General features: G+C 64.8%; 10 protein-coding genes and 1 tRNA gene. 9 read left to right on the forward strand and 2 right to left on the reverse strand.

The window, feature by feature from the left end; genetic code table 11:
* The first annotated feature begins 166 nt into the window (after positions 1-166).
* A complete protein-coding gene (gene parC, locus BMI90_RS10875; RefSeq protein WP_078529285.1) occupies positions 167-2,395 on the forward strand; it encodes a DNA topoisomerase IV subunit A in 2,229 nt (742 codons plus the stop codon).
* A gap of 172 nt (positions 2,396-2,567) precedes the next feature.
* Here parC and BMI90_RS10880 read toward each other — a convergent pair whose 3' ends face one another.
* Positions 2,568-3,941 (reverse strand): cytochrome P450, encoded by a 1,374-nt coding sequence (locus BMI90_RS10880; RefSeq protein WP_078529287.1) that lies wholly within the window; start codon positions 3,939-3,941, stop codon positions 2,568-2,570.
* A gap of 166 nt (positions 3,942-4,107) precedes the next feature.
* Here BMI90_RS10880 and tuf point away from each other — a divergent pair, with 166 nt between their 5' ends.
* From tuf to BMI90_RS10915, 7 genes are all read left to right on the forward strand, one after another.
* Positions 4,108-5,283 (forward strand): elongation factor Tu, encoded by a 1,176-nt coding sequence (gene tuf / locus BMI90_RS10885; RefSeq protein ID WP_078529289.1) that lies wholly within the window; start codon positions 4,108-4,110, stop codon positions 5,281-5,283.
* A 126-nt stretch (positions 5,284-5,409) separates the two neighbouring features.
* Positions 5,410-5,769 (forward strand): TIGR03067 domain-containing protein, encoded by a 360-nt coding sequence (locus BMI90_RS10890; RefSeq protein ID WP_210401940.1) that lies wholly within the window; start codon positions 5,410-5,412, stop codon positions 5,767-5,769.
* Between the two features lie 161 nt (positions 5,770-5,930).
* Positions 5,931-6,632, forward strand: coding sequence for a CatB-related O-acetyltransferase (locus BMI90_RS10895; RefSeq protein ID WP_078529292.1), 702 nt, complete (start codon positions 5,931-5,933; stop codon positions 6,630-6,632).
* Positions 6,633-6,665: 33 nt separating this feature from the next.
* Positions 6,666-7,652, forward strand: coding sequence for a zinc transporter ZntB (locus BMI90_RS10900; RefSeq protein ID WP_078529294.1), 987 nt, complete (start codon positions 6,666-6,668; stop codon positions 7,650-7,652).
* Between the two features lie 216 nt (positions 7,653-7,868).
* Positions 7,869-7,944 (forward strand) — tRNA-Trp (locus BMI90_RS10905).
* A gap of 148 nt (positions 7,945-8,092) precedes the next feature.
* Positions 8,093-10,477 (forward strand): glycosyltransferase, encoded by a 2,385-nt coding sequence (locus BMI90_RS10910; RefSeq protein WP_146671262.1) that lies wholly within the window; start codon positions 8,093-8,095, stop codon positions 10,475-10,477.
* A complete protein-coding gene (locus BMI90_RS10915) occupies positions 10,474-11,667 on the forward strand; it encodes a hypothetical protein (protein WP_146671263.1) in 1,194 nt (397 codons plus the stop codon). Before BMI90_RS10910 ends, BMI90_RS10915 begins: the two co-directional genes overlap by 4 nt.
* Here the strand turns inward: BMI90_RS10915 and BMI90_RS10920 are convergent.
* Positions 11,664-12,467 (reverse strand): ABC transporter permease, encoded by an 804-nt coding sequence (locus BMI90_RS10920; protein WP_078529299.1) that lies wholly within the window; start codon positions 12,465-12,467, stop codon positions 11,664-11,666. The two genes, BMI90_RS10915 and BMI90_RS10920, sit on opposite strands and share 4 nt — an antisense overlap.
* A gap of 144 nt (positions 12,468-12,611) precedes the next feature.
* Between BMI90_RS10920 and BMI90_RS10925 the strand changes: the two genes are divergently transcribed.
* The gene (locus BMI90_RS10925; RefSeq protein ID WP_246831534.1) at positions 12,612-13,841 is read left to right on the forward strand and encodes a hypothetical protein; all 1,230 of its coding nucleotides are present in this window, start codon (positions 12,612-12,614) and stop codon (positions 13,839-13,841) included.
* Positions 13,842-13,845: the final 4 nt, after the last annotated feature.

Here is a 13,845-nt window from a genome sequence, read left to right on the forward strand (position 1 = left end):
TTTTCGCTCCCCCGTGATCGCAAAGGACTCGGATCACATTTAGTTTATCATCTCTTGTTCTTCCTTACGCTGGGGGAATTCCTCCAACAGGGGAAAAGTTCCCGAGTTTTTCCCCCGAAAGCGTTTCCCGCTGGACCGTGACCGGGCGCGGCTTTAGAAAAAATCCATGAGCAGTGACGACGAAAACCCCCTCTCCACGACCACCGAACCGTTGAGCCGTGCGATCGGCGAGCGCTACCTGACCTATGCGCTCTCGACGATCATGCACCGGGCGCTGCCCGATGCGCGCGACGGATTGAAACCGGTGCACCGGCGCATCCTTTTCGCGATGCGCGAACTGAAGCTGTCGCCGACCGGTGGCTTCCGGAAATCGGCGAAGATCTCGGGCGACGTGATGGGCAACTATCACCCGCATGGCGATGCCGCGATCTATGACGCGATGGCGCGTCTCGCGCAGGATTTCGCGATGCGCTACCCGCTGGTCGACGGGCAGGGCAACTTCGGCAATATCGACGGGGACAACCCGGCGGCGAGCCGATACACCGAGGCGCGTCTGGCCTTCCCGTCGGAGGCGCTGCTCGAGGGGTTGGCCGAGAACGCGGTCGATTACCGCCCGAACTATGACGGCACGCTCGAAGAGCCCATCGTTCTGCCCGCCGCCTTCCCGAATCTGCTGGCCAATGGCGCAAGCGGTATCGCGGTGGGGATGGCCACGAACATCCCGCCGCATAACCTTGACGAACTCGTGCAGGCGAGTCTCGCGATGATCGCGAAACCCTCGATCACCGAAGAGGAACTTGTCGAGCTTATCCCCGGACCCGATTTCCCCACCGGTGGCGTGATCGTCGAGCCGAAGGAGAATATCCTCGAGGCCTACCGCACCGGGCGCGGTGCGTTCCGGCTGCGCGCGCGCTGGGAGAAAGAAGATCTCGGTCGCGGCCAATGGCAGATCGTGGTCACCGAGATCCCCTATCAGGTGCAGAAATCGAAGCTGATCGAGCGTCTCGCCGAGGTCATCCAGACCCGCAAGGTGCCCGCGCTGGCCGATGTGCGCGACGAGAGCGCCGACGATATCCGCATCGTGCTCGAGCCCAAGACCCGCACGGTCGAGCCCGAGATGCTGATGGGGATGCTGTTCAAGAACTCCGATCTGGAGATCCGCTTCTCGCTCAACATGAACGTGCTGATCGACGGGCGCGTGCCGAAGGTCTGTTCGCTGGGGGAAGTGCTGCGCGCCTTCCTCGATCACCGCCGCGAGGTGCTGGTGCGCCGCTCGCAGCACCGGATGGACAAGATCGACGCGCGTCTCGAAGTGCTCGAAGGTTACATCATCGCCTTCCTCAACCTCGACCGGGTGATCGAGATCATCCGCTACGAGGACGAGCCGAAAGCGATGCTGATGGCCGAGTTCGAGCTGTCGGAAGTTCAGGCCGAGGCGATCCTCAACATGCGCCTGCGCAGCTTGCGCAAGCTTGAGGAGATGGAGCTCAAGCGCGAGCGCGATGCGCTGATCGAGGAGCGGGCCGGGCTCGAGGATCTGCTGGGCTCCGAGAAGCTGCAGTGGAAGAAGATCGGCTCGGAGCTGAAGGACATCGCGAAGAAATTCGGCAAGGATGCGCCGGGCGGCGCGCGACGCACCGGTTTCGCCGAGGCCGGCGAGGTCGAGGAAGTGCCGATCGAGGCGATGATCGAGCGCGAGCCGATCACCGTGATCCTGTCGAAGATGGGCTGGATCCGCGCGATGAAGGGCCACAACCCGCTTGATGCCGAGGTGAAGTTCAAGGATGGCGACGGTCCGATGTTCGCCATGCATGCCGAGACCACCGACCGGATCGTCGCGATGGGCTCGAACGGGCGCGCCTTCACGGTGCTGGGAGCGAACCTGCCTGGCGGGCGCGGCATGGGCGAGCCGCTGCGGCTGATGGTCGACATGCCCAACGAGGCGGAGGTCACCCATCTTCTGGTGCCGAAAGCGGGCGAGAAATACCTGCTGGCGTCGTCGGATGGCGACGGATTCGTCTGCCCCGGCGAGGAGCTGGTGGCGCAGACCCGCTCGGGCAAGCAGGTGCTCAACATGAAGGGCGGGGCCAGGACCACCGTCTGCGCGAAGATCGCGGGCGATACGGTCGCCTGTGTCGGCCAGAACCGGAAACTGCTGGTCTTCCCGCTCGACGAGCTGCCCGAGATGGCACGCGGCAAGGGCGTGAGGTTGCAGAAATACAAGGATGGCGGGCTGTCTGACGCCACCACCTTCCTGCTGGCGGACGGGTTGAGCTGGAAGGATCCGGCGGGCCGCACCCGCACCGAGCTCGACCTTGCCGAATGGATCGGCAAGCGCGCCTCGGCCGGTCGCATGGCCCCGCGCGGCTTCCCGCGCGGCAACACCTTCACCTGAGGTTTCGCCCGGGCTGCCCCGGGTGAGCCACAAAGGGGGCGCTGCCCCCTCTTGCCCTGCCGGGCAATTCACCCCCGGGATATTTTCGCCAAGAGGAAGAGATGAGTTTTCTTCCTCCCGGTTCATATCTGCCGCGGAGGCGAAGCCGAGGGGTTGCCCCCTTGGCCCCGGATCAGGCGCGTTCCGCCGTCAGCCAGATGCCACCCCTCGGGCGGGTCGTCAGGATCATCTCGGGCACCGGCTCGCGCCCCGGAACGGCGGTGAAGCGGAACCGGGCGAGGAGCGTCGCGAGGATGATCTGCGCTTCTTGCAGCGCGAAGCCCGCGCCGATGCAGATGCGGGGGCCCGCGCCGAAGGGCAGGAAGGCGAAACGGTCATGGGACGGATTGGCGAAGCGTTCGGGGCGGAAGGCGTCGGGGTCCTCCCACAGAGCGTGGTGGCGGTGCAGCGCGTAGATCGGCAGCATCACCGTGTCGCCCTTGCGGATTTCGCGCCCCAAGAGGCGGTCGGGCCGGCGCGCGGTGCGCGAGAGGAACCCGGCAGGCGGGTAGAGGCGAAGGCTTTCGTTCACGATCTGCGCAATCCGCGGAAGATGCGGCAAGTCCTCGACACCGGCGGGGCGCGCGCCGAGCCGGGATTGCGCCTCGGCGCGCGCAGCCTCCTGCACCTGCGGATCGAAAGCGCACAGATAGAGCGCCCAGGCCAACGTCAGCGCCGTCGTCTCGTGGCCGGCCACGATGAAGGTCAGAAGGTTGTCGCGCAGCTCGGCCGGGCTCATCTCGCGGCCCGTTTCGGGATCCTGCGCGCCGTCGAGCAGGTCGAGCAGATCCGGAACGGTTTTCGCGCCCGCCTTGTGCCGCGCGGTGATCGCGGTATCCGCGTGACGTTTGAGATCGCGCAACACATGGGCCGAGGCGAGACGATGCGGGCGCGGCACCCAGCCGGGCAGGGCGAAGAAATCAAGTAGCGAGACGCGCGCGGTCTGCGCGATATAGGCGTCGATCGCGGCATGAATCGCTGCGCGGTCGAAGCCTTCGTCGCCCGAGAAGGTCACGTCGGAAATCACCTCGAAGGTCGCGGCGACCATCTCCTGATGCAGGTCGATCGCGCGGCCGGTTCCGGCGGCGGTGGCGATACGGCGCGCAGAGGCTTCGGCGGCGGCCTGCATCACCGGGGCGAGGGCTTCCATGTTGCGCGCGGCGAAGACCGGTGCTGCGGCCCGGCGCTGCCAGCGCCATTCCGCACCTTCGGCGACGAAGAGGCCTTCGCCCACGGCGGGGCCGAGGATCAGCTTGGTCACCACCGACTTCGGATAATCCTCGACGCGGGTCTTGAGCACGTGGCGCAGGCTGTCGGGATCCATCACCATGTGCCAGCGCGCCCCTGTATTGCCCGAGATGATCGGTGCGTAAGTGGCCACTTCCGGAATGATTTCAAGCAGATTGCGCCGCGCGGCCCGCAGGCTGGGCAGGATCCCGAGGGGTTTCTCGGCGAGCGGCGCGCGGGCAGGCAGGGCCCGGGGCGGGGCGATGGCGGAACGTTGCATCCGCGAAAGGTAGCACGGGCCGTCGCACGGCCAATATGAAACCGTTCGCAGGGGGGCGAAACCGTGCAATCCGGGCTTGATTTTTCCCCGCCGGCGCAATAGGTAGCGCGCGATATTGACTCGGGCCCGCGCCAAAGCGGCCCCCTAACCAGAGGCGCCCTGCGAGATGGCAAAGGAAAAGTTTGAACGTAACAAGCCGCACGTCAACATCGGCACGATTGGCCACGTTGACCACGGCAAGACCACTCTGACGGCTGCGATCACCAAGTACTTTGGTGACTTCAAGGCGTATGACCAGATCGACGGCGCACCGGAAGAGAAAGCGCGCGGGATCACGATCTCGACGGCGCACGTTGAGTACGAGACGGAGAACCGTCACTACGCGCACGTCGACTGCCCCGGCCACGCCGACTACGTGAAGAACATGATCACGGGTGCGGCGCAGATGGACGGCGCGATCCTGGTGGTGAACGCGGCCGACGGCCCGATGCCGCAGACGCGCGAGCACATCCTGCTCGGCCGTCAGGTGGGCATCCCGGCGATGGTCGTTTACATGAACAAGGTTGATCAGGTCGACGACGAGGAGCTTCTCGAGCTCGTCGAGATGGAAATCCGCGAACTGCTGTCGTCCTACGACTACCCCGGCGACGATATTCCGATCGTTAAGGGCTCGGCCCTGGCCGCTCTCGAAGGCCGCGACCCGGAGATCGCCGAGAACTCGATCCGTGCGCTGATGGAAGCGGTCGACGCCTACATCCCGACGCCGGAGCGTGCGGTTGACCAGCCGTTCCTGATGCCGATCGAAGACGTGTTCTCGATCTCGGGCCGTGGTACGGTTGTGACCGGCCGCGTCGAGCGTGGCGTGATCAACGTCGGCGACGAACTGGAAATCGTGGGTATCCGCGACACCAAGAAGACGACCTGCACGGGCGTCGAGATGTTCCGCAAGCTGCTCGACCGTGGTGAAGCTGGCGACAACATCGGCGCGCTGCTGCGCGGCATCGACCGTGATGGCGTTGAGCGTGGTCAGGTTCTGTGCAAGCCGGGTTCGGTGACGCCGCACACGAAGTTCGAAGCGGAAGCCTACATCCTCACGAAAGAGGAAGGTGGCCGTCACACGCCGTTCTTCGCGAACTACCGTCCGCAGTTCTACTTCCGCACGACGGACGTGACCGGGACCGTGACGCTGCCGGAAGGCACCGAGATGGTTATGCCGGGCGACAACCTGAAGTTCACCGTCGAGCTGATCGCCCCGATCGCGATGGAAGACGGCCTGCGCTTCGCCATCCGTGAAGGCGGCCGCACCGTCGGCGCCGGCGTCGTCTCGAAAATCCTCGAGTGATCTTCTGATCCTGTCGAGTTGCGAAGGGCCGCCCGGTTGGGCGGCCCTTTTGCTTTTGGTTTGCACTCTTTTGCGCGTTTCACCAATTTGCCGCCTATGGTTCGGGAGGAGCTCGTGGAAACTGATTTGGACCGGCTGCAAGGGCGTTGGGTTCAACGGTCTTTCGAGGAAGACGGCGAGGCGGACCGCCCCGATACGCATGGAGCGCAGGGCGCGGTGATGAAGGTGTCGGGTTGCACCTTTCATGTAGCGCTTCCCGAAGGGGCGACGCTCCTAGAGGGTAGCTTCAGGCTCGATGAGGCCCGCTATCCGAAATGTATCGACTGGATGGACGCGATCGGTGACGATGCCGGACAGACGATACCCGCCATCTACGAATTGGACGGCGATTTTTTCAGGTTCGCAGCGGCAGACCCGAATATGGAGCGACCCGAAGGGTTCGCAGGTGGGCAAGGCATCACGATCCGGAGCTTTTCTCGTGCGTGAGAGGGATATGCCGCGACCGGTTCGGCCTGACGGCAGCACGTGACAATCTGGCGGCAGTCCCGTCTTTGCGGTATACGGGGGCCACAGCGATGGAGACTTCGATGGACAAGACCCTTTCCTGATCCCGTTTCCCTGAAACCCTGATCGAGAGAGGTCTCTGCATGTCCGCCCATCCGCTGCCGCGGCGCTTTCCTGCGCCCGATACCCGCCATCCCGTTCTTCTGCCCGACGGCACGCCCCATGAACCGACCGTGTTTCTTCAGGCGGTGATCGATCACCCGAATATCGAGGTCGGGCCCTATGCCTATTACAGTCCGCTTGCCCCGGTGACGGATGCGGCGGCAGAGCTGGCGCCTTATCTTTATCCCGGTTGCCCCGAGCGGCTGGTGATCGGGGCTTTCGCGCAGATCGCGCATGGGGTGCGCTTCATCACCGCTTCGGCCAATCACCCGATCGGCGGGCTCACCACCTATCCGTTTCGTATCTTCGATATGGAGACGGCCGGGAAATATCTCGAGGAGAATGCCGCAATCGGAGACACCGTGGTCGGCCCGGATGTCTGGCTGGGGTTCAACGCGATGGTGATGCCCGGTGTGACGATCGGGGCCGGGTCGATCGTGGCCGCGGGGGCTGTTGTCGCGACGGATGTGCCGCCCTTTGCGATCGTCGCGGGCAATCCCGGGCGGGTGGTGCGGCGGCGTTTCCCGCCCGAGGTGATCGAGGCGCTTCTGGCGCTCGCATGGTGGGACTGGCCGATCGAGGCGATCCGCGCGGCGCTTCCCGCGCTTGAGGCGGGGATGTGGAGGCGCTCGCAAAGGCCGAGCCTTGACGCACGGGCTTGTTCCGCGCCCGCCATGCGCTAGGGTCTTGCAAAGCCCGACGCCTCGCGAGATCCGATGACCCAAAGCCCGATTCTCTTTTCCCACGTCCTGACCGGTGCGCCCGATCCTGAAGGCCCCTCGGATATCGTGGCGGCGCTGCGCGACGAACGGCTGGCATGGGCGCATCTCGACGGCACCCACCCGCAGGCGCAGCGCTGGATCCGCGAGGAGCTCGATTATCTCGACCCGCAGGCGGTCGAGGCACTGCTCGACGTGGATACGCGGCCGCGGATGAGCGTGGTCGGCGAGGGCATCCTCGTGATCCTGCGCGCGATCAACTTCAACGAGGGCGAAGACCCCGAGGACATGGTCTCGCTGCGCATGTATCTCGACAGAGAGCGGATCCTGACGATCTCGCGCAAGCGGGTGCGGGCGATCGAACGGATGAACCAGACCCTGCATGACGGGGGCGGGCCGAGCGATCCGGGCACCTTCCTCGTGCGGCTGACCGAGGACATCGTTTCGAGCATCGGGAATTTCCAGCGCGAACTCGACGAACAGGCCGAGACGCTGGAGGATCAGGTTTATTCCGGTCAGGCCGATCACATGCGTCAGGACGTGCTCGAACTGCGGCTGAAGGTGATCGCGGCGCGGAGATATATCTTGCCGCAGCGCGACGCGCTCTTGCGGGTCTCGCAGGCGGAAAGCCCGGTGATCGACGAGGTGACCCAGCGCGAGATCGAGGAAGAGACCCTGAAGATGACGCGGATCGCGGAAGATATGGACGAGCTGCGCGATCAGGCGCAGGTCTTGCGCGAGGAACTGTCAAGCCAGCTTTCCGACCGGGTCAACCGAAATACCTTCGTGCTTTCGGTGGTCTCGGCGATCTTCCTGCCGCTGGGCTTCCTCACCGGGTTGTTCGGGGTCAATCTCGGGGGCATGCCGGGGCTGACCTCCGCCTCTGCCTTCACCTATCTGGTGATTACCTGTGTGCTGATCGTGGTGGGGCAACTGGTGGTGATGGGGCTCATGCGCCTGCTCAAGAAATACGCAAGAGACTAGGTCGCGCTGCAATGGATGCGCCGGATTTTTTCGTGTCGCTTGAGGCGCTGGGAGCGCCTTGCCTTGGGCCACGAATGAGAGGCGCGCGCGGCGCGTTCCGAGGTCTTTTCGTCCGCGATCGGGCGGCAGAGCGGAGGCGAGGCGTAATCTCTTTGAAAATCGCGAAATCGCTCTTGATTTCGCCTGCGCGCTGGCTTAGCACCCACGCCACGGCCTAGGGGTGTAGCTCAGTTGGTAGAGCATCGGTCTCCAAAACCGAGGGTCGGGGGTTCGAGCCCCTCCGCCCCTGCCAGCCGTTTCCCGTAAATTAACGCTTCTTCGCGTAACTGTTCAGGCGCGCCCCGCTACGGGCCGCGCGCTTATGTGTTACGGAGTGCGTCTTGCTGGGCAGAACCCTTCGCATTTTTGACCGGTTCGCCGAGGCGAATCTGCGGATTGATATGCGTGCACCTGATCCGGGGGCGTTGCCCGGCCGGATCGCGCGGGTCGAACTGTGGCAGAACCGACTGCTTCTGGAGGGCTGGATCGCTGCTCTGCGCATCGGTTTGCGGCTGGGCGCCGCGACCAGCTGGGCACGGCCGCAAGCCGAACCCGGCCCGGACAAGGGTCATTTCCTCTTCGATCTGCCTTATGAACCGGGCTCTGCGGCGCTCATCGTGCAAACTGAGGCCGGGGTGGAGGAGATCGCCTTGCCGGGGCTTTCGCGTCAGCGCATGGCGTGGGCCCGCGTGATGTTGATGGTGCGTTTCCTGTGGATTCTCTTGCGGCACATGCCTGCAATCTGGCGTTGGAAACAGCATGGGGATCTGTGCTCGCGTCAGCGCGTGAAAGAGGCGCTGGGCTTGGCTGTACCTGCCGCTGCGGGAGAGATGCCTTCGGGGCTTCTGGCGGATGTGATCGCTGAAAGGGCGCGAGCGCGGGGGCCGGTGGTGATCGTCATGCCCATCTTCAACGCCTTCGATCTATTGGCCGAATCGTTGCGACGGGTCGAAGCCCATACCGATCTCGACTGGCATCTGCTCCTGATCGAGGACGGATCGAGCGATCCGCGCGTGCGTCCTTTTCTGCGCGACTGGGCGGAGGCGCGCACGCGCGTCACTCTTCTTGAAAACGTGCGCAATCTTGGCTTCGTGGCAAGCGTCAATCTCGGCTTCGACTGGGTGCGGACCCATGCGCCCTCCCGCCCGGTGATCCTGCTCAATTCGGATGTCTTCGTGCCTTCGGGCTGGGCCTCGCGGCTGGTCGCGCCGCTGGCCGCGCAAGATGTCGCGAGCGTGACACCGATGTCGAATGACGCCGAGATCCTCTCCGTCCCGGCGATGGGGCAGCGCAATGACCTGCCCGCGGGGGCTGTGGACCGGATCGACGCGCAGGCGCGGCGGCTTGCTCCGGAATTCGCGACGGCAGAGCTGCCCACGGGGATCGGGTTCTGCATGGCGATGGCGCCTGGGTTTCTGGCTCGATTGCCCCGGTTCGATCCGGCGTTCGGGCGCGGCTACGGGGAGGAAACCGATTGGTGCCAGCGCGTCGCGGCTCTGGGTGGGCGGCATCTCGGGATCGCGACGCTTTTTGTGGAACATCAAGGCGGTGCATCCTTCGGCACGGCCGAGAAGACGCGGCTCTTGTCTCGCAATCACCTTGAGATCTGTCGCCGCTATCCGCGTTACGAGGGGGCGGTTCGACGCTTCCTCGCAGACGATCCGCTGCGCGCGGCGCGGTTCGCGGTGGCGTTGGCCCATGCCGGGGGCTGCCAGACGTCGCCGTTGCGCATCTGGCTCGCCCACTCTCAGGGCGGCGGGGTGGAGCAATACCTCGACGGGCGGCTTGCCGCAGAGATCGCAGCGGGGCGGCGGGCGGTCGTCCTGCGCGTGGGGTTGCGGCATCGCTGGCGGATCGAGCTTCACGGAGCCGAAGGGGTGATGCGGGGATATAGCGATGATACCGAGGCAATGATCCAGCTGCTTGCCAACATCGAGCGGCGAGAGGTGATTTACGCCTGCGGGGTAGGCGATCCCGATCCGCTATCGCTGCCGGACGTTCTGAGGGAGTTGTCCGCCGGGCAGAGGCTCGAGATCGAGATGCATGACTATTTTCCGATCAGCCCTTCCTACACGTTGCTTTGCGCCGATGGTCGCTATCACGGAGTGCCCGTGGCGGGCGATGCGCTTGCCCGAGATTGCGCGCATCGCGGTAAGAGTGGGCTTGCGGAATGGCAGTCAGCCTGGGGACGCGCGATTGCAGCCGCAGATCAGGTGACGGTTTTCTCCCATGCCGCGCGCGCGGTGGTCATGCAGGTTTTTCCGGCGGCGCGCGACAAGATCGTCCTGCGCCCGCACGAGATGGATCTGCGTCTTGCGGCTCTTCGCAATTGCCCGGTTTCGGGCCATGAGGGGTCCGTGGTGATCGGTGTTCTCGGCAATATCGGGGCGCATAAAGGTGCAGCCGAAGTCGCGGCGCTGAGCACGGAACTCGCGCGCCAGGGCATTCGCCTCGTGGTGATCGGCGCGCTCGATCCCGGATATCGGCTCGCGCCACCCTCGGTCGTGCATGGTGCGTACCGGCTCTCGGATCTGCCGCGTCTGGTTGCGCGCTACGGCATTTCCGCCTGGCTGATCCCGTCAATCTGGCCCGAGACATTTTCCTACACCACGCGCGAGGCGCTTGCGACAGGTCTGCCGGTTGCCTGTTTCGACCTTGGTGCCCAGGCCGAGGCGGTGCGAGCCGCCGGGGCGCAGGGTGTCGTCTTGCCGTTGCCCGACGTGCCGGGGGCGATCGATATTTCACCGCTCGTCGCGCGGACCAGACATATGCGGTATGCGGCATGAGTGCTTTCGGGGACAGAGCTGCGGTCTTGCATATCGGTGCGCCGAAATGCGGCAGTTCGGCGCTGCAGACGGTTCTGAGCGCGCGACCGGATCTGACCGGGACACAGGGGCGCTCGTTGCGCTACAGCGCCATGCTGGAAATCAGGGGCCGCGTGATGCGGTTGCACGGTTCGATGCTGCGCCAGCTCGCCGCCTGGTCGCCCTATGGCTACCAATCCTGGCCCGATCTCGGCAGGCAGGTGTCCGGCTCGGCCCTGTTCAATGCGATCGGCTTGGAAATTGCGCAAGGTCGTCGCGATGGCTACCTGCCGATCATGTCGAGCGAGGGCTGGATCCGCCATCCCGAACGCTTCGCGCAAGCACTCGGCGCCATGGGATTTCCACCGGTTCAGGTCATTACCTATTTGCGCCCGCCCTTGCCTTGGCTCAATGCCGCATTCTGGCAATGGGGAGTGTGGACGCGCCCGTGTTTCGACGATTGGCTGCGCCATCGACAGCTGTCCTACAGTTTCGGCATGAACTTGCGACGCTGGTCGGAAATCCCGAATGTCACGCTGGATCTGGCGACCGGCAATGTGCTGCAGGATTTCAAGGCGCGGATCGCGAGTGATCTCGCGCTGGAGGGGCCGCGCCACGGGGCTGCATCGCCCGCGCTGGTCGGTTTTTTGCTCCGCAATCGGCAGTTTCGCCGTACGGGTCACGATGCGGCGCTTGAGTTCATCATCCAGCGTTGGTGTCCGCGCCCCGCGCGCCGTGCCTGGGCGATCGCGCCCCATCACCTGCCTCGGATCGCAACACTCACGAGCGAAAATCGCGGTGTGCTTGAGCGTTTTCTGCCCGAAGGGGTGGCGCGGCAGCTGCTTTGTGATCCGCTTTGGCAAGAAGACTGTCCCTATCTTCCCGAAATCGAAACAGGCCCCACGCCTCTCGATGACCGCGCAGAGCTCGCGCAACTGATCGAGGCTCTCGTCGCGGGATGCGCTCGGGCGAGCCTTGCAAATGGGCTCCCCCCGCCGGGAATTCCTGACCGGCCCCGCCTCGCGGCGCCGTTGTCGGACTGGGATGCGGTCGCGACCGGTTTGTTGCAGCGCTTGATCGCGCTCGACCGGCGTGCCCGGCAGCGCTGGGCCTGGGGAGGGATGCAACGTCTCGACGCGCGGATCGCCCGGGTCGAGGACATGGCAGCCTAGCGGGCAAGCAGATCGCGATAGCTTTTGCGCAGGAGTGCGAGACCGAGCGCGAGGCAGATCAGCGAGACGCCTGCAACATAGGATGGCGAGAGATAGTCGGGCCGGTAGCCGCCGTAGATCCCTTCGCGCAGCCGCCCGATCACATGCACGAGCGGGTTGAACCAGAGCAGGCGTGCAACGGGCTCCGGCAGGTGGTCGATCAGGAAAAAGACGCCAGATACGATGAACATCGGCCGCATCAGGATCGACCAGCCATGCGCCCAGACAGGGAAGCGGATGAAGAGATAGCAGTTGAGCACGCCAACCCCGAGTGCGAGCAGCGCGCCCAGCCCGTAGGCCTCGAGGATGCGCGCGAGATCAGGACGAGCGCCGGTGTCGAGCAGGAGCAGGCATCCTGCAAGCACGGCGTAGGAGACGAGCAATTTCGTCAGCGTGTTGAGGAGGAAGCGCGCGATCAGCGCGTCGAGGAAGCTCACCGCCGGATAGGCCAGAAGCGCGCGCGAATAGATCAGTGCATGGGCGATCTTCGCCTGCACGTCGGAAAAGAGCATGAAGGGCAGGAGGCCCGTCGCGTAGAAGAGCGCGAAGCTCGAGCCCAGGGGTGGCGCGTGGAAGGTGAACGAGAAGACCAGCGTCAGAAGCGCAATGCCGCCAAGGGGCTCGAGGAAAGCCCACAGATAGCCGCCCGGAGAGCGCCCGTAGCTCGAAGACATCTCGCGAAGGATCAGCGCCCAGATCGCGCGCAGCCCCGGCAGGGAGCGTGCGCGGGGCGCTTGGGCGGGGGGCGCGTTGAATGACATGCTCTGAGCTTCCTTAACCAAAATGCAAGTCCGCTCCCGTTAGATGGCCTCAGAGGGTTCGGCGGGTGACCGGATATGGAGGCGATCTTGAGAGCTCTGGCTAAAGAAAACGCTAAGAATGGCGAGATTGCGGAGACGGCAAAGGTGCAATCTCTGCACGGGAGCCGCACGGATGTGGCGCCGGTCGAGTCTCCTCCCGTTCCGGCCCGTCGGATCGAACCCTCCGCTCCCGGCGTCAAGGCGCTGCCGGATCCAGCGCGGCACGGAGGTTGGCGGTTGCGTCATACGGTGGTCGCACTCAGTTTCCTACTGTTCGTGCTGGCCCCGGCACTGGGCGCCGCAGCCTATCTCTGGGGGCGGGCTGCGGATCAATTCGTCTCGCGGCTGGGATTCACCGTGCAGCGCGAGGAGGCGGGGCCAACGGTCGATCTTCTGGGCGGGTTATCGAGCCTATCGGGCAGCAGTTCGAGCGATACCGACATTCTTTATGCCTTCATCCAGAGCTCGACCCTTGTAGCCGAGCTCGATGCCGCGCTTGACCTGCGCGCGATCTGGTCGCGGGCGCGGGGTGATTACGTCTTCGGTCTCGCCCCCGATGCCGCACTCGAGGATCTGGCCGAGTATTGGGGCCGGATGGTGCGGGTCAGTCATGGTGCCGGGGCGGGGCTTCTCGACATCGAGGTGCGCGCCTTCGATCCGACGGATGCGCAGCGCATCTCGCAGGCGCTTCTGGCGCGCAGCTCGGACATGATCAACCAGCTGAGTGCGATCGCGCGCGAGGATGCGATTGCCCATGCGCGCGGCGAGCTGGAGCGCGCCGAGGCGCGATTGAGCGCCGCGAGAATGAAGCTGACCGGCTTTCGCAACACCCACCAACTGATTTCGCCGGAAATGGACCTGCAAAGCCAGGCCGGGGTGCTTGGTACGCTCGAGGAGCAGCAGGCACAGGTGATGATCGATATCGACCTGCTGCGCGACACGGTGCGCAACGCCTCCGATCCTCGGCTCAAGCACGCCGAGCGGCGGCTGGCGGTGATCGAGGAGCGGATCCGGGCGGAGCGTGAAAAGCTCGGCATCGGGCAGGGCGATCAGGGTGATCAGGCCTATGCCGATATCGTTGGTGAGTTCGAGCGGTTGATGGCGGAGCGCGACTTTGCCGAGCGTGCCTATGCCGCGACGCTGGCAAATTACGATGCGGCAGCGGCCGAAGCACGGCGCAAGAGCCGGTATCTCGCGGCTTATATGGAGCCGACATTGGCCGAGAGCGCGGAATATCCAAGGCGCCTCGTACTGTTCGTGATGGTCGCGGGGACGCTGTTTCTGCTCTGGGCGATCGGTACGCTCGCGGGCTATTCGGTTCGCGACCGGCGCTGAGGAC

The sequence above is a fragment of the Thioclava sp. L04-15 genome (assembly GCF_002020275.1).
Classification (GTDB): domain Bacteria; phylum Pseudomonadota; class Alphaproteobacteria; order Rhodobacterales; family Rhodobacteraceae; genus Thioclava; species Thioclava marina.

Bases quoted from the DNA above. Each gene is read 5' to 3' on its own strand.
- BMI90_RS10915 (WP_146671263.1), top strand. From the start codon at position 10,474: ATGAGTGCTTTCGGGGACAGAGCTGCGGTCTTGCATATCGGTGCGCCG.
- tuf (WP_078529289.1), top strand. From the start codon at position 4,108: ATGGCAAAGGAAAAGTTTGAACGTAACAAGCCGCACGTCAACATCGGC.
- BMI90_RS10900 (WP_078529294.1), top strand. From the start codon at position 6,666: ATGACCCAAAGCCCGATTCTCTTTTCCCACGTCCTGACCGGTGCGCCC.
- parC (WP_078529285.1), top strand. From the start codon at position 167: ATGAGCAGTGACGACGAAAACCCCCTCTCCACGACCACCGAACCGTTG.
- BMI90_RS10910 (WP_146671262.1), top strand. From the start codon at position 8,093: ATGCGTGCACCTGATCCGGGGGCGTTGCCCGGCCGGATCGCGCGGGTC.
- BMI90_RS10895 (WP_078529292.1), top strand. From the start codon at position 5,931: ATGTCCGCCCATCCGCTGCCGCGGCGCTTTCCTGCGCCCGATACCCGC.
- BMI90_RS10920 (WP_078529299.1), bottom strand. From the start codon at position 12,467: ATGTCATTCAACGCGCCCCCCGCCCAAGCGCCCCGCGCACGCTCCCTG.
- BMI90_RS10880 (WP_078529287.1), bottom strand. From the start codon at position 3,941: ATGCAACGTTCCGCCATCGCCCCGCCCCGGGCCCTGCCTGCCCGCGCG.